This is a genomic window from Cellulosilyticum sp. I15G10I2 (assembly GCF_900095725.1).
Taxonomy (GTDB): Bacteria; Bacillota; Clostridia; order Lachnospirales; family Cellulosilyticaceae; genus FMMP01.
This window is the reverse complement of the sequence record NZ_FMMP01000006.1, coordinates 1212153-1232644: the sequence shown is the minus strand read 5'-3', so window position 1 is coordinate 1232644 and position 20492 is coordinate 1212153. Positions and strand designations below refer to the sequence as shown.

The window sequence follows — 20492 nt, the reverse complement described above, 5'->3', positions numbered from 1 at the left end:
TAGGGGGGATATTTTTTGTTTGAACAAAAAATGAAAATACTGATAGCAGATGATAATAAAGACTTTTCGGATATTTTAATGGAGTTTATAGATAGACAAGAAGATATGCAGGTGGTAGATGTAGCTGCAAATGGTGAAGAAGCTTGTACGCTGATTCAGCAGACAGAGCCAGATATTGTGATATTAGATGTTATTATGCCTTATTTAGATGGAATAGGTGTACTTGAAAGAGTGGTCACAATGGAACTTAAAAAAAGACCTCTATTTGTAATGTTGTCAGCTGTAGGACAAGATAAAATAACAGAAAGAGCACTTGCTTTGGGGGCTGAGTACTATATTGTTAAGCCTTTTGATATGGACACACTTATTAACAGAATTAGACAGCTTAAAGCGATGTCTAGTTCTACAAGAATAAACAGTATGACTACAAATAGCAACCTTACAAGCTCTAGATCGCTCCTGCCAAAAGCAAAAGGTATGCCCACACAGCATAGTCTAGAAACAGAAGTGACAAGTGTGATTCATGAAATAGGGGTTCCAGCACATATTAAAGGCTATCAATATCTAAGAGATGCTATCATTATGGTCATCAATGATATGGATGTACTTAATTCAATAACAAAACAACTTTATCCTAATATTGCAAAACAATATAATACAACGCCAAGCAGAGTAGAGCGTGCTATTCGTCATGCCATCGAAGTAGCATGGAGCCGCGGTAAAATGGATACGATTGATAAGCTTTTCGGCTATACTGTTAATAACGGTAAAGGTAAGCCTACAAACAGTGAATTTATTGCACTTATCGCAGATAGATTGCGTCTTGAAATGCAAGTTGGATAGTCAATATTAACCTATTTAGATTTAAAAGGACTTTTAACGCATTCACCGATAGCGGTGAGGCATTAAAAGTCTTTTTTGTATACTTAGTTTTTTGAATCGCGTTATATTATATAAAGACATGATGTTATATGGATTAATCTTGAGTCTCTAAAGTAGATTTTGTCATAAAATAGACAAAATATAATAATGGATGTATAATATTCTGAAAAGTATATTGTGCAGGTTTAAACTATAGTTAGGATTGTAATGAATTTATCATTTGTGTTTTTAAGTATACGTATAGAAACATCTATTATGATTGGAAAGTGAAAGAGGATGGTAATTTGAAAAAAGAATATTTAAAGTTATATAATGTATCCTTTGGTATCTTATTATTTATGCCACCAGGATGGGTGGTCATATTTTTTGTTTTAGTTCTTGAATCATTTCTGATGAGTCAATTTTTAACGAAGGAAAGATTTAATAAATCAATAATGATAACAACAGTTATTAGTAATATTGTAAGTGGGATTATCGGTGTTTTTCTTTCAGTGACTCATAATGGTGGTTGGTGGTTAGTTTGGTGGTTTCCTTGGGTTAGTAGTAATGAAATTCGATTTGAAGATATAAATAGTTTTGTTATTTATTTTATTATAGCAATATTTTTATCAATAGTTATTGAATTAGGATCTAATATGATCATACTTCATAGAAAGTATAGCGCTAAGCAAATAGCTATAGGGACATTTCTTGCTAATATCACTTCGAATGGCATAGTTATAACCATAATGTATCTTATTAGTTTTAATTTTTAAATAATAAATTTTTATTTAATTAATTGAACGAACTATCAAGAGGACAAGTAGGAGTTAATTGACCAGTTGACGTTGTGGTGCGTAAATAGAGGCTATTTAGTATTGGAATCGTATTGAATAGAAAACACTTGTGTGCAATATAGTAAATTTAATAGGAGAGTGAGCTTATGAAGTGGGATGAGTTATTTAACGCCAATAACCAGCCATCTTATGGAGACATTAAAAAGTTTATTGGTGAAGACGAACCGTTATGGTCGGAACTACTAACTTATATTGATTCGACATATCAAATTCAACCCAAAATGTCATATAGTAAATGTTCTGCACAGCCTGGTTGGAATGTGAAATATCAAAAGAGTAGTAAATCCTTATGTACGCTATATCCTATGGACGGGTATTTTATCGCATTGGTAGTGGTAGGTACAAAAGAGGAGAACGCGGTAGAAATGGCGCTAGGAGCATTTACCCCATATGTACAAAACTTATACAGGAAAACATCTTTTTCTTGTGGTGGACGTTGGTTGATGATAGAGGTGAAAGATAAGTCTGTACTTGATGATATAAAGAGACTTATTGCAATAAGGGTAAAGCTCAAACGATAAATTCTTGCATTTGATGCTTACATAAAATATGAGCCATAGAATGTCATCCGCGACTTTCTATGGCTCATATTTTATCTTATGTTGTGAAATATATTTTACTTATATTACTGAGCTGCTTCTTCGGTTAGTGAACGTTCATCTAAAGCGACATAATCTCTGCGTTTAGCAACACTCTTATAAGCGGGGCGTATAATTTTACCCTTGTTTACAAGTTCTTCCATGCGATGTGCGCTCCAACCGGTGATACGCGCAATTGCAAAGAGTGGCGTATAAAGTTCCATTGGTAAGTTAAGCATGCTATAGACAAACCCTGAATAGAAGTCAACATTGGCACTTACGCCTTTATACATCTTCCTGACATCTCCAATAACTTTAGGGGCTAATGCTTCTACCTTTGCATAGAAGTTAAACTCATTTTCTAACCCTTTCTCTTTTGCAAGCTGCGCTGCATACTCTTTAAGGACTATGGCTCTAGGGTCAGATACAGAATAAACGGCATGACCTATACCATAAATAAGACCTGATTTATCAAAGGCTTCTTTACTGAGAAGCTTGATTAAGTAGTTTTCTATTTCTGCATCATCTGACCAATCTGAAATATTTTGTTTCATATCTTCAAACATATGAACAACCTTAATGTTAGCGCCTCCGTGTTTTGGGCCTTTAAGAGAGCCGAGTGCTGCGGCTATAACAGAATAAGTATCGGTTCCGGATGAAGTTACTAGATGGGTGGTAAAAGATGAGTTATTACCGCCGCCATGCTCAGCGTGTAGAATAAGTGCAAGATCCAGCAATGTTGCTTCAAGCTTAGTGTACTTTTTATTAGGTCTTAGCATATATAAAATATTTTCTGCCGTAGACAAATCTGGTCTTGGCGGATGGATATATAAGCTTTTATTACCATGGTAATGCGCATAGGCTTGATAGCCGTATACTGCTATGGTCGGGAAACGAGCTATGAGTTGAATACATTGTCTTAATACATTAGGCATGGAAGTATCATCTGCTTTATCATCAAAACTATACAGTGCAAGAACACTTCTCGCCAATACGTTCATAACATCTTTACTTGGCGCTTTAAAAATCATATCATTTGCAAAATTATCAGGCAATTTTCTATAGTTTCCGAGTAGTTCCTCAAACTCTGCTAGTTCGTCTTTAGTAGGTAATTTGCCAAACAGCAACAGATAGGTCGTTTCTTCAAAACCGTAGCGTTCATCTTTTAAATACCCAGCAGTAATATCACGGACATCAATACCTCTGTAACTTAACCTTCCAGGGACTGGAATCATTTCATTCTCATCAACAATATAAGAATGCACTTCCCCTATTTCAGTCAATCCAACTAATACGCCACGGCCATCTAAGTCACGTAGCCCCCTTTTTACTTCATACTTCTTAAATAATTCTGGGTTAATGTAGTTGCTGCTTTCTGATAACATAGTCAGTTTTTGGAGCAGTTCTAATTCGTTTGCAGGACAATTATTGGTAATCAGTTTAGTCACCTTCCTTCATAAAATATTTTGTATTTGTTATATAGATTATATTAAATTTATCATGATTTGATAAAAAAATCAACGTATTGAATATTTATAAAATACAAAAAATGTAAATAATATAAAATGTAGACATTATAACGTATAATGCGCACTATACCATCAATCTTTTTACTTCTGACTCCACGGGCGTAACGTAAATTGTTTTGAAGTGGTTATAAATTACCATTCCAGGTTTGGCATTCGGAATTTTTTTAACATTTTTTCTAAGTGTGTAGTCGATAGGTACATGGCTTGAGAGTCTGCCGCTGCTATAGAAAGCTGCAAGAGATGCCGCTTGTTCAAGGGTTAAATCATCTACAGCGGTATTATGTTCAAGCTTGACAATGACATGAGAGCCAGGACCGTCTTTAATATGAAGCCATAGATCAGTTGCTTTTGCAAATTTCATAGTGAGCTCATCATTTTGGTAGTTATTTTTCCCAACATAAATATCATGCCCTGAAGCAGATTTAAAGTGTAAATAGGGGAGTGTTTTTTTAGAAGCCTGTTTTTTGGAAATACCCTTACGTTTTTTGAGATAACCCATTGCAACAAGTTCTGCTCTTAGCTGCGCAATATCTTCCTTTGTTTCTAATAAATCAAGGGAGAGTAGTACAGAATCTAGATATTTTAGGTCTTCTTCAATTTGATCAAGCTGTTGAGCTGCTGCTATTTCTGTGCGTTTAGCTTTACTATATAGTTTAAAATAGTACTGCGCATTTTGGATCGCATTAAGTTTTTCATCTAGGGGGATTGTGATCTCATCATAAGGCTCCTCGTAATAATTTGTAGTAACAAAAGATTTAGACTGAGGTGGAACCTGATGAGAGTATGCTGTTAAGAGTTCTCCGTATATTTTATACAAATCTTTATTTTGAGAATCTGCTAGGGCTTTTTGCTGAATATGCTTTTTTCTTACTGCGCGGTCAATAAAAGTATGGAGCAGTTTTTTAATATCTGTTGTTTTCTGCGCGATATTAAATCGGCTGTTTTTTTCATAATAATAGCCTTCTACAAGTTCGCTTACAGAAGAAAAATGTTTTAAAGTGTATAAACTATACAAATCAAGTATCATACTATAAAAATCTATAGGAAGTTCTTCTGTATTTAAGAATAAACTAGGATCAAAGCTGTTAGTCCTAACACGTGATATCACTTTGTCAAATGCTTCGTAGAGGTTTAGGCAGGTATTTTCATCTGCGGTATTTCCGATAAGTTCAGCATCAACTTTGGCGCTTAAACATATTTCATTTGCAATAAGTGGGCTTAAACCACTGTAAGACAGATAGATGCATTTGAAAAGCGGCATGTTTTTTGAACGTATGCACTCTATAAAACAATCTTTTGTTGTCTCAAGGGGATTAAGCTTACCTTGTTGGGGCGGATAACTATAAAGTTTATTGGGAAGTACCTGGCGGACACTGCTCTTATCCGCAGAAATATGCTTGATACTGTCTAGTAAAATGCCGTCTGGCCTAACAAGCATAATATTGCTGTGTCTGCCCATAATTTCGATAATAAGGTATTTAACCTCTTTATCTCCAAGTTCATTAGTGGCTTCTATATGAAGCTTAACGATTCTTTCAAAATGAGGCTGCTCGATTTTTAAGATTCTGCCCCCGCTTAGATGCTTCCTTAGCATCATGCAAAACATAGGTGGTTCAAGCGAAGGGTTTTTTGCAAGGGTAGAAAGATGTAGTCTTGGGTAATTACTGTTAGCTGTTAAAAGTAATTTATAAGAAGTACTGTTATTCCTAATAGATAGGAGAATATCTTCTTTTTCAATTTGATAAATTTTATCAATGCGTCCATTTACAAGTAGTGTATCAAGTTCATGGACAATATTTGCAAGTACAATGCCGTCTAAAGCCATAGTAAGTATGCCTCCTTTAGATATATGGCAAAGTATAGCATAATTTTTTTGAAAATAAAAGGAATCTATGCTATAATATAATACAATTGATTTTTATAAACTGTATGCAGTGTACTTTAGATGAGGAAGCAGGGAAAAATATGATTTATAGCATGACAGGCTATGGAAGATGTGAGATAGAAGAAAATCAACGTAAAGTTACAGTCGAAATGAGTGCCATTAATCATCGTTACTTAGATATTAATATGAGAATGCCTAAGTTACTGGCTCATTTTGAGGAGGATATACGTAAAATCATCAAAAAAAAAGTAGCAAGAGGCAAGCTGGATCTCAATATTTACTGCTATAGTATGGCAACAGAAGATATCGACATCATAGTTAATGAAAATATATGCAAAGGCTATATAGAGGGGTTTTCAAAAATAGCTGAAACTTTTAATATTGAAAACGATATGAAGTTATCACATTTAATGCAAGTAAATGATTTAATAACTATTCAAAAAAAATCTGGAGACAATGATGAAGTAATGGCAACGCTTACTAAGGCACTAGAGACTGCATTAGATGAACTTTTAGTCATGCGCCTTAGAGAAGGTGAAGCACTTAAAGCAGATATTCTTCAGAAAACAGAAGGGCTCAATAAGCTTATAGAGGCTATTAGCAGCCGAAGTTATTTAGTAGTTGATGAATATAAGAGAAAGCTAGAAGCAAGAATAGCATCTCTTCTAGAAAATGTATCAGTAGATCCGGGTCGTATTGCAGCTGAGGTAGTACTTTTTGCAGATAAATGTGCTGTGGATGAGGAACTCACAAGACTTAAAAGTCACATTGTTCAGCTTGTAAGCATCTTAGAAGAAGACGGTGCTGTAGGCAGGAAACTTGATTTTTTAATGCAGGAAATTAATAGAGAAGCAAATACAATAGGCTCTAAAGCCAATGACTATACAATTACAAAATATGTTGTGAGCCTTAAGACAGAAGTTGAAAAAATAAGAGAACAAGTTCAAAATATTGAGTAGGTGTTAGGGTGAGTAATTTTATTAATATTGGGTATGGAAATATTGTAGCAGTAGATAGAATCGTAGCTATAGTTGCTGCAGAATCAGCACCGATTAAGCGGCTGATAGCAGAGGCTAGGGATAAATCCAGCCTCATTGATGCAACACAAGGCAGAAAAACAAGAGGTGTTATTATTACAGATAGTAATCAAGTTATTTTATCGGCACTTCAGCCAGACACCATGGCAAGCAGACTTATTGTTACGAAAGAATAATTATAAAGGATTTAAGGAGATACTTATGTTGAAAGAAGGATTGAAAATTGTTTTATCAGGACCCTCGGGTTCAGGCAAGGGGACTATTGTTAAGGAGCTTATCAAAAATGAGACCTTTGTACTTTCAGTATCTGCTACAACACGTATGCCGAGGCAAGGTGAAGAAGAGGGTATCCACTATTTTTTTAAAACAAAAGACGAATTTTGTGAAATGATTAAAGGGGAACAGCTTCTTGAATATGCAGTGTTTTGTGATAACTATTACGGCACACCTAAATCTTTTATTGATGAGTGTGTGGAAAATGGAAAGGATGTTATATTGGAAATAGAAGTGCAAGGGGCAGCGCAGGTTAAAGCTATTTATCCAGAGGCTATTTTTATTTTCGTTATCCCTCCTTCACTTGCTGAACTTCAAAACAGACTTGTCGGAAGAAATACAGAAACAGGTGATGTGATTAAGAAACGGTTAGAACGTGCAAAAGAAGAACTTTATTTGTATAAAGAATATGATTATGTGATTATTAATGATAATATAGTACGTGCAGCAGATTATATCGAAAAGATCGTATGCGCAGAAAAGTTAAAAAGCAGTAGGTTTGAACAAGCTATAGAAACTATGTTAAATTATCAAGGAGGCTATTAAATGTTACAACCATCTTATACACAACTTATGAAAAAATTAAATGATGAAGGTGCTTCAAAGCTTACAAGCAGGTATTCTATTGTTATTGCTACAGCTAGAAGAGCAAGGCAGATCATTGACATTGTTAATGAACAAGCAGCGCTTAATAAGGAAGCAGATAAAACAGGAGAAAAAGTGATAAGCCCTGCAAGACTCAGACAAGCGAGTGAACTTAATGAAAGGCTGAAAACCAAAAAGCCTACGTCAATTGCGGTAGACGAAATTTATAACGGTAAAATTTTAATGAGTGAGTATTATTCAGAAGAGCAGGAACAAGAATAATAATATTGTTTTTTACAGATTAAGAATAAGATATAAGGCATATGCCTTATATCTTATTCTTAATCTAATTAAAATATAAAAGCTTAAATGAGTTGCTAAGCGAGGCGTTTTAATAGAAAGAACAGGGGAATGTTATGCATAAGTATGCACAGGTCATTATTAACTTTGCAACGACAACAGAGATAGATAAAATCTTTACTTATAAGATAGAGACACATCTTATAGGTAAAGTGCAGTTAGGTCATAGAGTTAAAGTTCCTTTTGGCAGGTATAATGCACTGCAGACTGGGTATGTTATTGGGCTCCAAGAAGAAATGGAAGCTGTAGACTACAGACTAAAAGCCATAGCTGAAATGATTGAAACTGAACCTGTTTTATCTCTTATGCAGCTTGATATGGCTGAATTTATTGTTAATTATTATGGTACAAGCTTCGCTGCGGCTATTGACGTGATACTCCCCCCAGGTCTTTCGCAAAAACCTTTTGAGCAAGGTGCTGATTATGAAGATTATATTGCACTTACTGAAGATACTGGCAAAGTTCATAACTATATCAGTCAAAATGCTCACAAAAAAACTTTTGCACGTCAAAGATATTTATTAGAGTATTTACTGGTGCATCATAAGGTATTGCAAAAAGAACTGGAGAATCTCCCGGAAACGAGTAAATCTTCTCTCAAGACGCTTATTCAAAATGAGCTGGTGGTAAAACTTAAAGAAGAAAAAACACTGATAAAAGATGCGATTAATTATACAGCATTTAAGAGTCTTAATGAAGAACAGTTTAAGGCTAAGCAAAGCATTCTAAGCATGCTTACTAAGAAACAATACGATACGATTTTATTGCAAGGGGTAACTGGCAGCGGAAAGACGGAGGTTTTTCTTTATGCTATCAAAGAGGTCATAGAGATGGGTGGTTCAGCCATTGTACTTGTACCAGAAATTGCGCTTACCAAACAAACTTTAGAAAGATTTCAGGAAAGATTTGGCAATCAAGTTGCGCTTACTCACAGCCGTATGACCCCTAAAGAAAGGCAGAAGCTTTATATAAAGGCTAAAAGGGGAGAGATATCAGTTATTATTGGACCCAGAAGTGCAGTTTTTATGCCTTTTGAAAACTTAAAGCTTATTGTAGTTGATGAAGAACATGAATCAACTTATAAATCTGAAAATATGCCAAAGTACCATGCTATTGATATTGCCCAAATGCGGATGAAAAGAGAAAATGGTGTTGTGCTTTTAGCATCAGCAACACCTAGTATAGAAACTTATTACAATTGCCTAAGTAGCATCTACCAAAAAGTAGAACTTAATCATAGAATTGGCAATGCAGTGTTGCCGGAAGTAATTACTGTAGATATGCGCTTAGAGTTAAAACGAGGTAATAATGGGGTAATCAGTCAGCAATTATTTGAGGCAATAAGTACTACACTTAGAGAGGGCAAGCAAGTTATGCTCCTTATTAATCGCAGAGGACACTCTTCTTTTATAAATTGCAGAAGTTGTGGACATGTTATAAAGTGTAAGCACTGTGATGTATCTATGACCTATCATTTAAGCAGTCGTACGCTTGAGTGTCACTATTGTGGTAAAAAGCAGCCAGTCCCTGAAAAGTGTCCGGCTTGTAATTCAAAATATATACGCTTTTTTGGAAGTGGTACTGAAAAAGTTGAGGAGTATTTGACTGAGCATTTTGAAAGTTATGGTATAGGCCGGATGGATTTAGACACAACTACAGGTAAGACGGGACATCATAAAATTTTAGAGGCCTTTAGCCTGAGAAAAATCAATCTTTTAATAGGTACGCAAATGATAGCAAAAGGGCATGATTTTAAAGAAGTTGCATTAGTTGGTATTATTTCAGCTGACTTATCACTTTATATGCAGGATTTTAGAAGTAATGAAAGAACCTTTCAGCTCATTACTCAAGCTATGGGAAGAGCTGGAAGGAGTGACACAAAAGGCCAAGTGATTATACAAACTTATAATCCAGAACATATTGTACTCGAAAGAATCAAATATAATAATGGTGAACTTTTTTATAAAGAAGAGCTAAAAAATAGAGAACTGATGGGCTATCCTCCTTTTGCAAATGTTTTTACAGTACTGATTTCAGGAAAGAGTGAACACGAAGTTATAGATGCAGCCCATGCCCTCACGCAGTATTATCGCCACTACAGCCAAAGAGGCCGGGGGGTGTTTCGCATAGTTGGGCCGAGTCCGGCAGTTATCAGTAAAGTGGCTGATGAATATAGATGGAGAATCATTATTCTATCGGAGGAAAGAGACAGGCTGCTTATATTTGGGAAGTATTGTCTTCAAAAATTTAATACTATTCAAACCCGCGAAAGCATAAAAATACAATGGGATATTAATCCGCTTAGTATGATGTAAATAAGGAGGAGCTTATGGGAATAAGAACAATAAGGACAGAAAAAGAAGAGGTTCTAAGAAAAGTATCGAAATCAGTTAAAAAGTTTGACGCAAACTTATGGGTACTTTTGGAGGACATGAAAGAAACAATGTATATGGCAGACGGAATAGGCCTTGCTGCACCACAAATAGGAATATTAAGACGCATTTTTATTATTGATATAGGTGAAGGGCTCATTGAGTTTATTAATCCAGAGATAGTAGAAGCTGAAGGTGAACAGTTTGGAGAGGAAGGATGCCTTAGTGTCCCCAAAAAGTATGGGCAAGTGAGGCGGGCTAACCATGTTAAAATAAGAGCGCAAGATAGAAACGGGGAGTTTTTTGAATTAGAGGGAGAAGAACTAATGGCGAGAGCCATGCTTCATGAGTATGATCATTTAGAGGGCAAGTTATTTGTAGATCTTGTAGAAGGCGATCTAATTGATGTTACAGATCAATAAAAATAGGAGGGTTCTATGAATATTGTATTTATGGGAACACCAGACTTTGCTGTTCCGACGCTTGAGATGTTAATTGATGAAAAACACCATATTTGCGCAGTCGTGACACAGCCAGATAAACCAAAAGGCAGAGGTGGCAAAGAAACAATGCCTCCTGTTAAAGAAATAGCTTTAAAACATAATATCCCAGTTTTGCAGCCGGTAAGAATAAAGGGCGATGAAGTATTTTATAACGACATACAATCTTTAAATCCGGATCTTATAATAGTAGTAGCATTTGGTCAAATACTTCCACAAAATGTTCTGGATATTCCTAAGTATGGATGCATTAATATACATGGGTCACTCTTACCTAAGTATAGAGGGGCTGCGCCTATTCAATGGTCTATTATTAACAGAGATACAGTTACAGGGGTAACGATTATGTACATGGATCAAGGCATGGATACGGGTGATATGCTTCTAAAAAAAGAAATACCTATTACTCAAGAAGATACCTATGCCAGCTTACATGATAAAATGAAAATAGTAGGTGCCCAAACCTTAAAAGAAGCATTGCCTATAATAACAGGAGGCGGCCTCACAAGGCAAAAACAGGATGATACTAAAAGTACTTATGCTCCTATGATCAGTAAAGTTTTAGGAGAAATAGACTGGAATAAACCAAGTTATGTTATAGATGCGTTGGTGCGAGGTTTAAATCCTTGGCCAACTGGTTATACCTATTATAAAGGGGAGACCATGAAAATCTGGCAGGTACAGCCTATAGACACTACAACTGAATTTAAAGCTGGGACTATTATTAGTGCAGATAAAAAGGGAATATGCGTGCAAACAGGAGAGGGAAGCTTACTGATACAAGAAATACAAATGCCAAATAAAAAGCGTATGCCAGTATCAGAGTATATTAAAGGTAATACAATTGATGAAGGTATTATGCTTGGAATATAATGATAAGGAGTGAATATTATGGGTTTTGGATACTTGGGCTATGGTTATGGCGGCAGTGGAATATTTTTATTAATGGCAATTATCATTATGATTATCCCATTATATGCAAGCATGAAGGTGCAAAATACTTTTAATAAGTATTCCAAGATAAGAAGTTTATCGGGGTATAATGGAGAAGAGGCGGCAAAACGTATTTTAATGATGAATAACATTAACATTCCTATTAAGCCTATAAGAGGATCAATGACCGATTTTTATGATCCTATTAAAAAAGAACTAGCCCTCTCACAAACGGTATATGGAGCAAATTCCATTGCAGCATTAGGTGTTGCGGCCCACGAGGTAGGTCATGCCATTCAAGATGCAGATGATTATGCTTTTTTAAGATTTAGACATGCATTATATCCTGCAACTAATTTTGCAAGCAGATTGTCTATGCCGCTTGTCATTTTAGGGCTTATTACTGCAGGGCCGTTTCTTCAGATAGGTATTCTTTTATTTGCAATAACCACTTTATTTACAATTATTACACTTCCTGTTGAGTTTGATGCTTCAAAAAGAGCGTTAGTTAGCTTGGAGGCGAGCGGAATTTTAGGACCACAGGAACTAGACGGCGCCAAAAAAGTACTTAATGCAGCGGCGCTTACTTATGTTGCAGCTGCAATGGTATCTATTTTATCTTTATTAAGACTTATTTTGATGAGTAACAGAAGAAATAACTAAAAGGCGCTTAATTTAGCGTCTTTTACTTATTGTTTATATAATAAATAACATAGCCGGACAGCTCTCTTTAGACTTCTAGCTAGGATGATAAAGAGGCAAGAGAGAAAGGAATTATTATGAATACTAAAAACGCAAGAGAACAAGTTGTGGATCTACTTATGGAGATAGAAAAAGATAAAACTTATGCACAACTTCTGCTAAAACAAGCGTTAAATCATACAGAACCAAAAAGCAAGCCTTTTATTACTGAAGTTGTATACGGTACCTTAAAATATAGATTGAAATTAGACTATATTATTAATTCTTTTTCAAAGACACCTATCCGTAAGATGAAGCCTCTTATAAGAAACGTAATGAGAATGAGTGTTTATCAAATGTTTTATTTAGATAAAGTACCCGTTTCTGCTGTTATTAATGAGGCTGTTAATATTGTTAAAAAAAGAAAATTTGGTAACTTGTCAGGATTTATTAACGGGGTGCTGCGTGAGATAGATAGAAATAAAGAAAAAATAGCTTATCCTGATAAAAATAAAGATTTAACAGGTTATCTAAGCATTATTTATGCGATACCCGATTGGATTATAAAAGAATGGTTAGCGGTATATCCGGAAGACTTAGTTGAAAAGATCTGCAGTGCACTTAATGAGAGAGCCCGAGTATGTATTCGTATTAACACATTATGTACATCAAAAAAAGAAGTTATGGAAATTTTAAATCAAGAAAACATTTTATTTGAACCAGGCAATTTATTAGATGAAGCTTTGTATATTAAACAGGTAGATAATTTGCAAAATCTTTCTTCGTTTAAAGAAGGGATGTGGACGGTGCAAGATGAAAGTGCGATGTTAGTTGCTAAAGTAGTCAGACCAAAACCAGGTGAGCATATTTTAGATATGTGCAGTGCACCGGGCGGTAAATCTATTCATATGGCAGAACTTATGCAAAACAAAGGCGAAATCATAAGTGCAGACGTCCACGCTCATAAGCTTGAGCTTATTGAAAAAAATGCAAAAAGAATGGGCGTAGATATTATTAAACCCGTACTTCAAGATGGGACACTATTTCGTAAAGAATGGATAGGGGCATTTGACCGTGTGCTTTTAGATGCGCCCTGTTCGGGTCTTGGTATTATGAAGCGAAAGCCTGATATACGCTATAGCAAGAGTCTTCAGGATTTAAAGGGAATTGTTCAGCTGCAAAAGGCATTGGTTAATCATGCTGTAAAGTATGTTAAAGAAGGAGGGGTTTTAGTTTATAGTACTTGTACCCTTTCAAAGCCGGAAAATGAAGAGATGGCCTCCTATATTGCAGATGAATTAGGTTTAGAATTATACGATATAGCAGATACTATACCTAAAGAACTGCATGCTTATATCAAGAATCAAGGCATGGTTCAAATTTTACCTTTTGTAGCAGACACAGATGGGTTTTTTATAGCAGCCTTTAAGAAAAAGAGGATATAATCTATGAACGATATTACAAGCAAAGATTTAACGACGCTGCAAGAGCTTATGAAAACTTATGGAGAAAGTGCCTTTAGAGCTAAGCAGCTTTTTGAGTGGCTTCATAAAAAGATGATATGGGATTACGATGAAATGACCAACATTCCCCATGGTCTTAGAGAAAAGTTAAAGCAGGATTATCCTATCATTCAGATGAAAATAGCAAAAAAATATACTTCTCAATTAGACGGAACCATAAAATACTTGTTTGAACTCCAAGATTCACATATAATAGAAGGTGTTTTGATGCGATATAAACATGGGAATTCTATATGTATCTCATCTCAAGTAGGATGCAGAATGGGATGTAAGTTTTGCGCGTCGACTATAGGCGGACTTGTTAGAAATCTTTCAGCGGGAGAAATGCTGGCACAGATTTATAAAGTACAGGAAGACATCAAAGAGCGTATTTCTAACATTGTTATAATGGGAAGTGGTGAGCCGTTAGAAAAGCTTGATATTACGATGCAATTTATTCAGCTGATTAATAGTAAGCTTGGACAGAATATTGGGCAAAGACACATTACATTGTCTACTTGCGGACTTGTACCGGCTATTTATGAACTTGCGGATATGATGATGCAAGTTACTTTAGCTGTATCACTCCATGCACCTACAGATGAAAAAAGAAAAAGGATCATGCCTATAGCACACAAATATTTAATAGCTGATATACTAAAGGCTTGCAGATATTATACAGAAAAAACAAGCAGAAGAATTACTTTTGAGTATGCACTTATAGAGGGAGAGAATGATACAGAAGAAGATGCCAGAGAATTAGGCAAGCTTTTAAGCGGTCTTTTATGCCATGTTAATCTCATACCTGTTAATCAGGTAGAAGAGAGGACGTATAAAAGCAGCCATGTTTCAAGTATAGAGAAATTTATGAAATTATTAAGTGCATATGGTATACAAACTACCTTGCGCAGAAAGCTTGGGTCAGATATTGATGCGGCCTGTGGACAACTACGTAACAGGTATATTAAAGAGCGAGGTGAATAGCGTGATAGCTATTGGCAAAGTAGATATTGGCAAGAAAAGAAAAAAAAATGAAGATGCTTTATTTGTTTCAGATAAGCCTGTAGGCATTCTACCTAATCTATACATTGTGGCAGATGGCATGGGTGGGCATAAAGCTGGTGGAACAGCGAGCAAACTAGCTATTGAATCTTTTTGCAGCTATGTTGAGACACATGATACACTGGATATTAAAACAAGAGAAGATATTATAAGACTTATTAAAATGGGCATTTTGCATGCTAACCATATGATTTACGAACAGGCAATGCATGATGAGAGCTATAAAGGCATGGGTACCACCTTTACTGTGGCAACTGTCATTGAGGATATTTTATATTTAGCCCATGTGGGTGATACGCGTTTGTATCTTATCAATCGTAATAGTATTTTTCAAGCAACTACTGATCACTCGTTGGTTCAGGAAATGCTTACACAGGGTTATATTTCAGAAATTGAACTTAAAGAGCATCCACAAAGGCACATTATTACGCGGGCGGTTGGTACATATGAAAAAGTAAAGATAGATACTTTGATGTATGATATGGGTAAAGTAGAGTATATCATATTATGTTCAGACGGCCTCACATCTATGATTACGGATTCTGTTATACACAAGATTGTATATGATCATGAAGAAGATTTAGAAAAGATAGTAGATACATTAATACAAGAAGCAAATGAACAAGGCGGATTAGATAATATAGCAGTTGTAATTGCAAAGAAATACGAGGTGAACAAATGATGATAACACCAGGAACGATACTAGGGGATCGCTATGAAGTTATTGAAAAGATAGGCGCAGGTGGTATGTCTATCGTTTATAAAGCAAAGTGCAATAGATTGCAAAGATTTGTAGCCATTAAAGTGCTTCGCGAAGAGTTTGTTACAGATGAGGAATTTGTAGCTAAATTTAGAAAAGAAGCCTTAGCAGCAGCGAGTCTTTCGCATCCTAATATTGTAGGTATTTATGATGTAGGGAGTGATCAAGACCTGCATTATATTGTAATGGAATATGTGGAAGGTAAGACTTTAAAAGATCTGATTGCCGAAGAGGGACCATTTGACTCTAAAATGGTGTTAGAGTTTGGTGTACAAATTGTATCAGCACTAAGACATGCCCATAGAAAAAAGATTATTCATAGAGATATTAAACCTCAAAATATATTAGTAACTCATGATAATGTTTTAAAAGTTACTGATTTTGGTATTGCTAAAGCCGTTGATTCTTCTACTGTTGTGGCAACGGGTAATGCCATCGGTTCAGTGCATTATTTTTCTCCAGAGCAGGCTAAAGGCAAATATGTTAATGAAACAAGTGATTTGTATTCATCTGGTATTGTGCTATTTGAACTTGCCACAAGAAAATTACCTTTTGAAGCAGATTCGCATATTTCAATAGCACTTAAGCATATTAATGAAGATTTACCACTGCCTACTACATTTAACCCTGATGTCATGCCTAACTTGGAAAAGCTTATTTTAAAAGCAACGCATAAAAGCCAAGCAGCAAGATATCAAAATGCAGATGAGATGCTAAAAGACATGAAAGGTATCCTGGGTAATCCTGGATACATTGTAGAAAGTAATGAAGTATCGGATCATACGATCTTGTTAACAGATGTTGAAACTGAATATATCAGAAATAATGGTAATAAATTGAATAAAAATACCAGCCTTAAAAGTTCAAGTATTTATACGGAAGGTCCAAATCTAGAGGTAAAAGAAGAAGAGGAAGAAGAAATTTCTACACTTTATAAAGTACTTGTGAGTGTAGGCGGAGTATTAGCTACTTTAGTATTAATATCTATTATTACTGTAGCGCTTGTTGTATGGCTTCCTGGGATGAATAAATCAAAGGAAGTACTTGTACCTAATCTTACAGGTAAAACGTTAGAGCAAGCTGAAAATCTTCTTAAATCCTATAAATTAAAGTTAAGTGTTATAGGTGAAGAAGCAACTGATACAGTACCTGAAGGAACTGTTTTTAAACAAAATCCTGGTGAGAATAACCGTGTGAAGCCTAATACAGTGATAGAGGTTACACTAGCTGGAGAGGTTACAGCTGAAGAACCAGACAGAACCATACCTGATTTAATTGGATTAGATCGGCTGAGTGCTGAAAAACTCTTAAATGAGTATGGTCTATCCTATGATATCGAAGGTGCCTATGATAACATTGTTGAAGTAGGTAAGATTATGGATCAAACACCAGTATCTGGGGGACGTATCTCACCAGAAACAAGAGTAACGCTCATTGTAAGTAAAGGTCCTCAGGTGGTATTAGCCAATGTGCCTAATCTAGCAAATATGACGGTACAGGATGCAGAGATAAGTCTGCGCAATGAAAAGTTAAGGCTAGGAGCACGTAAAGAAGATTATAGTGATACAGTTTCCCAAGGTCTAATTATCAGTCAAACAGTTAGTCCTAACAGACAAGTTGAAGAAGGGACTGCAATTGATGTGGTGATCAGCAAAGGCAAGAAAGAAGAAGTTCAGCCTGAGCCGGAGGAAACAATACCAGATACACCAAAGCCATCAGATAACAACGTTGTTACTAAAATATTTACGTTAGCCAATATACCTTTTGATATTGAAACAAAAGACGTTTATCATGTGATGATTAAACTTACAACTGAAGATGGCTCTAAAATAGTTTTTGATCAACAAGTTAATAAAGATCAATTCCCATTGAATATTCCTATAAAAGGAAAAGGAAAAGGTACGCTAGACACTTATTTTGATGGGAAGACGATACCGTCTTATCAGGATGAAATTGACTTTAATGAGGTGTAGCAGTATGGTACAAGGTACTATTATAAAGGGCATTGCAGGATTTTATTATGTAGAAGCTGATCAGACAATCTATGAGTGTAAAGCACGAGGTAAATTTAGAAAAGATAATATTGTCCCCTTAATAGGGGATAATGTTCTGATTACATTAGGTACAGAAGAAAATTCTGGAGATAAATACCAAGTCGCAGTCATAGAAGAGATACTAGATAGAAAAAATAGCTTGATAAGGCCCCCGGTTGCAAATATTGACCAAGCCATTGTTGTATTTTCGGTAACTTATCCAGAAATTCATTTAGATCTCCTAGATAGATTTCTGATTACGATTGAAAAAGAAAATATTACACCTTATATCGTTCTTAATAAGATTGATGATGGCAAGGAAGAAGACTACCACAATGTGGTAGAGACTTATACACAAGTGGGCTATGAAGTCTTATGCCTATCCGCAAAAAAGGCAATCAATATTGAACTTCTAAAAGCAAAACTAAAAGATCGGACTACTGTTTTTGCAGGACCTTCAGGTGTAGGCAAATCTACATTATTAAATACAATTGAAAAAGGATTAAGTCTAGAAACAGGCGAAATGAGCCATAAGATTAAAAGAGGTAAACACACTACAAGGCATGTAGAGCTTATTCCACTTAGTATGGGTGGGTTTGTTCTGGATACGCCAGGTTTTACCTCTCTTCAATTAGAAGGTATTGATAAAGATGATTTGAGATATTATTTTAGAGAGTTCAAAATTTACGAGGGATTATGCAAATTTAATGGATGCTCACATACACATGAACCTGGGTGTGCAGTTAAACAAGCCTTGGAAACTGGTAAGGTTTTAAAACCGAGATATGACAGTTATATAACTTATTATAATCAATTACAAGATATAAGGAGATGGTAAAATGGTTAATTTAGCACCCTCGATATTATCAGCAGATTTTTCCAATCTAGAAAGAGATATTAAATGCGTGCAGCAGGCAGGCGTAAAATATATTCATGTAGATGTAATGGATGGCAGTTTTGTGCCGAATATTACGCTTGGTGCACCTATTGCAAAGTCTATAAGAAAGCACATTACAGGGATAATGGATGTTCATCTTATGATTGATAATCCTGATAAATTTCTAGAGGATTTTAAAGAGGCGGGAACAGATATTTTAACAGTTCATTTAGAAGCAACCCGTCACATCCATAGAACAATACAAGCTATTCATGCATTGGGTATGAAGGCTGGAGTATCTATTAATCCTGGGACACCTGTAAGCCATCTTAGGCCTATTATAGAAGATGTTGATTTGGTACTGATTATGTCGGTTAATCCAGGATTTGGAGGACAAAAATTTATTCCATATTCTCTTTGCAAACTTCAAGAAGTTAAACAATTGGCTGATAAATATAATCAAAATTTATTAATAGAAGTAGATGGCGGCGTAACCCTTGATAACGTAAAAAGGATAGTAGATGCGGGGGCAAACCTTATTGTAGCTGGCTCATCAGTATTTAATGGCACGGCTACAGCAAATAATGCACAGAAATTTTTACAAGCGTTTAAAACTTATGAGGACTAGAGGATGAAATGCCTAATATTTGCGAATGGGGACTATGGAGACTATTCCTTTTGCAGGGATATTGATACGTATGATTATATTATTTGTGCTGATAATGGCATGAAGCATGCAAAAGTTTTAGGGATTGTACCAGACCTTATAGTTGGAGATTTTGATAGTGGGGTGGCGCAGGATCTAGATTTTTTTAAGGATAAACATGTTAGTGTACAAAGTTTTTCTTCTGTAAAAGATGAGACGGATACTGAAATAGCCCTTGATAAAGCTATAGATAAAGGAGCAAGCAGGGTAGACATTTATGGCGGGGTGGGAACGAGGTTAGATCATACGCTGGCAAATGTACATCTTTTGTATAAGGCGCTTGGTCAAAAAGTTGCTGCAAGACTCATAAATCCTTATAATGTGGTATATCTTATTGATAAGTTTATTGAAATAAATGGTGAGCCGGGTACGTTTATAAGTTTATTGCCTTTTAGCAGTGAAGTGTCAGGTATTTATACAACAGCACTTGGATACAGGCTGCAAAACGGTATATTAAGACAGGGGAAGCCTTGTGGGGTAAGTAATTATATGGTAAGTGAGAAAGCGACCATTTCAATAGAAAAAGGATTGTTATTAGTTATCAAAGCAGTTGATTAATGATAAATTCATAAAAAATGAGCCAATCGTGCTCTTTTTTTGTATGTAAGAATATTATAATTATAGATAACTAACAAAGAAGGTAGGAAATGTTATGAAACGAAGAATAACAGGTCTTTGCTGTTTTTGTATAGGGCTAGGTATGCTGATGGTCATTATTATACCCGCACTTGGATGGATTTTTACGACAGCTATTATCCTTATAGGAATCGGATGTGGTATGTTTAGATGTTAATTATAAAACGCATAAAAAATTAATAGCGAACATCTTAAAGGATGTCCGCTTTTTAAGTAAAGAGCAATCTTAAATTCATTAATTAGGCACGTGCAACTAAGTTAGAACGTAAACAACGTGTACATACGTTCATAGTTTTAACAGCTCCATTTTGAGCTACTCTAACTTTTCTAACGTTTGATTTCCACATTTTATTAGATCTTCTATGAGAGTGGCTAACTTTAATACCAAAATGTACGTTTTTTGAACAGATTTCACATTTTGCCACTTTGAACACCTCCTTGATTTTAAATCCGTGACATAACAAA

Annotated in this window: 22 protein-coding genes; 19 read left to right on the top strand and 3 right to left on the bottom strand. The window is 35.4% G+C overall.

Going from position 1 to position 20492, the window contains the following annotated elements; genetic code table 11:
- Nucleotides 1–15 precede the first annotated feature (15 nt).
- The 3 genes from spo0A (at nucleotide 16) to BN3326_RS05975 (ending at nucleotide 2239) form a co-directional block, all read left to right on the top strand.
- Nucleotides 16–843, top strand: a complete 828-nt coding sequence (gene spo0A / locus BN3326_RS05985) for a sporulation transcription factor Spo0A (protein ID WP_141722853.1) — start codon at nucleotides 16–18, stop codon at nucleotides 841–843.
- A gap of 323 nt (nucleotides 844–1166) precedes the next feature.
- Nucleotides 1167–1637, top strand: coding sequence for a hypothetical protein (locus tag BN3326_RS05980; RefSeq protein WP_069998185.1), 471 nt, complete (start codon nucleotides 1167–1169; stop codon nucleotides 1635–1637).
- A 167-nt stretch (nucleotides 1638–1804) separates the two neighbouring features.
- Entirely contained in the window at nucleotides 1805–2239 is a 435-nt protein-coding gene (locus BN3326_RS05975; protein ID WP_069998184.1) for a DUF3788 domain-containing protein, read from the top strand.
- Between the two features lie 104 nt (nucleotides 2240–2343).
- Here BN3326_RS05975 and BN3326_RS05970 read toward each other — a convergent pair whose 3' ends face one another.
- Nucleotides 2344–3732: a citrate/2-methylcitrate synthase gene (locus BN3326_RS05970; RefSeq protein WP_442857202.1), complete on the bottom strand. Its 1389-nt coding sequence runs from the start codon at nucleotides 3730–3732 to the stop codon at nucleotides 2344–2346.
- 157 nt (nucleotides 3733–3889) lie between these two features.
- Entirely contained in the window at nucleotides 3890–5650 is a 1761-nt protein-coding gene (locus BN3326_RS05965) for an Rqc2 family fibronectin-binding protein (protein ID WP_069998183.1), read from the bottom strand.
- A 140-nt stretch (nucleotides 5651–5790) separates the two neighbouring features.
- Here BN3326_RS05965 and BN3326_RS05960 point away from each other — a divergent pair, with 140 nt between their 5' ends.
- From BN3326_RS05960 to BN3326_RS21935, 16 genes are all read left to right on the top strand, one after another.
- Entirely contained in the window at nucleotides 5791–6669 is an 879-nt protein-coding gene (locus tag BN3326_RS05960; RefSeq protein ID WP_069998182.1) for a YicC/YloC family endoribonuclease, read from the top strand.
- An 8-nt stretch (nucleotides 6670–6677) separates the two neighbouring features.
- On the top strand, nucleotides 6678–6923 hold the full coding sequence (locus tag BN3326_RS05955) for a DUF370 domain-containing protein (RefSeq protein WP_069998181.1): 246 nt from the start codon (nucleotides 6678–6680) through the stop codon (nucleotides 6921–6923).
- Between the two features lie 25 nt (nucleotides 6924–6948).
- Nucleotides 6949–7566, top strand: a complete 618-nt coding sequence (gmk, locus tag BN3326_RS05950; protein WP_069998180.1) for a guanylate kinase — start codon at nucleotides 6949–6951, stop codon at nucleotides 7564–7566.
- A complete protein-coding gene (gene rpoZ / locus BN3326_RS05945) occupies nucleotides 7567–7887 on the top strand; it encodes a DNA-directed RNA polymerase subunit omega (RefSeq protein ID WP_069998179.1) in 321 nt (106 codons plus the stop codon). It begins immediately after the preceding gene.
- Between the two features lie 134 nt (nucleotides 7888–8021).
- Nucleotides 8022–10280 carry a replication restart helicase PriA gene (gene priA / locus BN3326_RS05940; RefSeq protein ID WP_069998178.1) on the top strand — a complete coding sequence of 753 codons (2259 nt, stop codon included), beginning with the start codon at nucleotides 8022–8024 and terminating at the stop codon, nucleotides 10278–10280.
- A gap of 14 nt (nucleotides 10281–10294) precedes the next feature.
- A complete protein-coding gene (def, locus tag BN3326_RS05935; RefSeq protein WP_069998177.1) occupies nucleotides 10295–10759 on the top strand; it encodes a peptide deformylase in 465 nt (154 codons plus the stop codon).
- A 15-nt stretch (nucleotides 10760–10774) separates the two neighbouring features.
- On the top strand, nucleotides 10775–11710 hold the full coding sequence (gene fmt / locus BN3326_RS05930; RefSeq protein WP_069998176.1) for a methionyl-tRNA formyltransferase: 936 nt from the start codon (nucleotides 10775–10777) through the stop codon (nucleotides 11708–11710).
- A gap of 18 nt (nucleotides 11711–11728) precedes the next feature.
- Nucleotides 11729–12433 (top strand): zinc metallopeptidase, encoded by a 705-nt coding sequence (locus BN3326_RS05925; RefSeq protein ID WP_069998175.1) that lies wholly within the window; start codon nucleotides 11729–11731, stop codon nucleotides 12431–12433.
- 116 nt (nucleotides 12434–12549) lie between these two features.
- Nucleotides 12550–13896 carry a 16S rRNA (cytosine(967)-C(5))-methyltransferase RsmB gene (gene rsmB, locus BN3326_RS05920; protein ID WP_069998174.1) on the top strand — a complete coding sequence of 449 codons (1347 nt, stop codon included), beginning with the start codon at nucleotides 12550–12552 and terminating at the stop codon, nucleotides 13894–13896.
- A gap of 3 nt (nucleotides 13897–13899) precedes the next feature.
- Nucleotides 13900–14937, top strand: a complete 1038-nt coding sequence (gene rlmN, locus BN3326_RS05915; RefSeq protein ID WP_069998173.1) for a dual-specificity RNA methyltransferase RlmN — start codon at nucleotides 13900–13902, stop codon at nucleotides 14935–14937.
- Nucleotides 14930–15697 (top strand): Stp1/IreP family PP2C-type Ser/Thr phosphatase, encoded by a 768-nt coding sequence (locus tag BN3326_RS05910; RefSeq protein ID WP_207646309.1) that lies wholly within the window; start codon nucleotides 14930–14932, stop codon nucleotides 15695–15697. The genes rlmN and BN3326_RS05910 overlap by 8 nt, the downstream gene beginning before the upstream one ends.
- Complete coding sequence (pknB, locus tag BN3326_RS05905; protein ID WP_083258529.1) at nucleotides 15694–17748, top strand: Stk1 family PASTA domain-containing Ser/Thr kinase; 2055 nt, start codon at nucleotides 15694–15696, stop codon at nucleotides 17746–17748. Before BN3326_RS05910 ends, pknB begins: the two co-directional genes overlap by 4 nt.
- A 4-nt stretch (nucleotides 17749–17752) precedes the next feature.
- Nucleotides 17753–18646, top strand: a complete 894-nt coding sequence (gene rsgA / locus BN3326_RS05900; RefSeq protein ID WP_069998171.1) for a ribosome small subunit-dependent GTPase A — start codon at nucleotides 17753–17755, stop codon at nucleotides 18644–18646.
- 1 nt (nucleotide 18647) lies between these two features.
- Nucleotides 18648–19313: a ribulose-phosphate 3-epimerase gene (gene rpe / locus BN3326_RS05895; protein ID WP_069998170.1), complete on the top strand. Its 666-nt coding sequence runs from the start codon at nucleotides 18648–18650 to the stop codon at nucleotides 19311–19313.
- A gap of 3 nt (nucleotides 19314–19316) precedes the next feature.
- Nucleotides 19317–19949 (top strand): thiamine diphosphokinase, encoded by a 633-nt coding sequence (locus BN3326_RS05890; RefSeq protein ID WP_069998169.1) that lies wholly within the window; start codon nucleotides 19317–19319, stop codon nucleotides 19947–19949.
- A 94-nt stretch (nucleotides 19950–20043) separates the two neighbouring features.
- Nucleotides 20044–20184, top strand: a complete 141-nt coding sequence (locus BN3326_RS21935; protein WP_171903773.1) for a hypothetical protein — start codon at nucleotides 20044–20046, stop codon at nucleotides 20182–20184.
- Between the two features lie 82 nt (nucleotides 20185–20266).
- Here BN3326_RS21935 and rpmB read toward each other — a convergent pair whose 3' ends face one another.
- On the bottom strand, nucleotides 20267–20452 hold the full coding sequence (gene rpmB, locus BN3326_RS05885) for a 50S ribosomal protein L28 (RefSeq protein WP_069998168.1): 186 nt from the start codon (nucleotides 20450–20452) through the stop codon (nucleotides 20267–20269).
- Nucleotides 20453–20492: the final 40 nt, after the last annotated feature.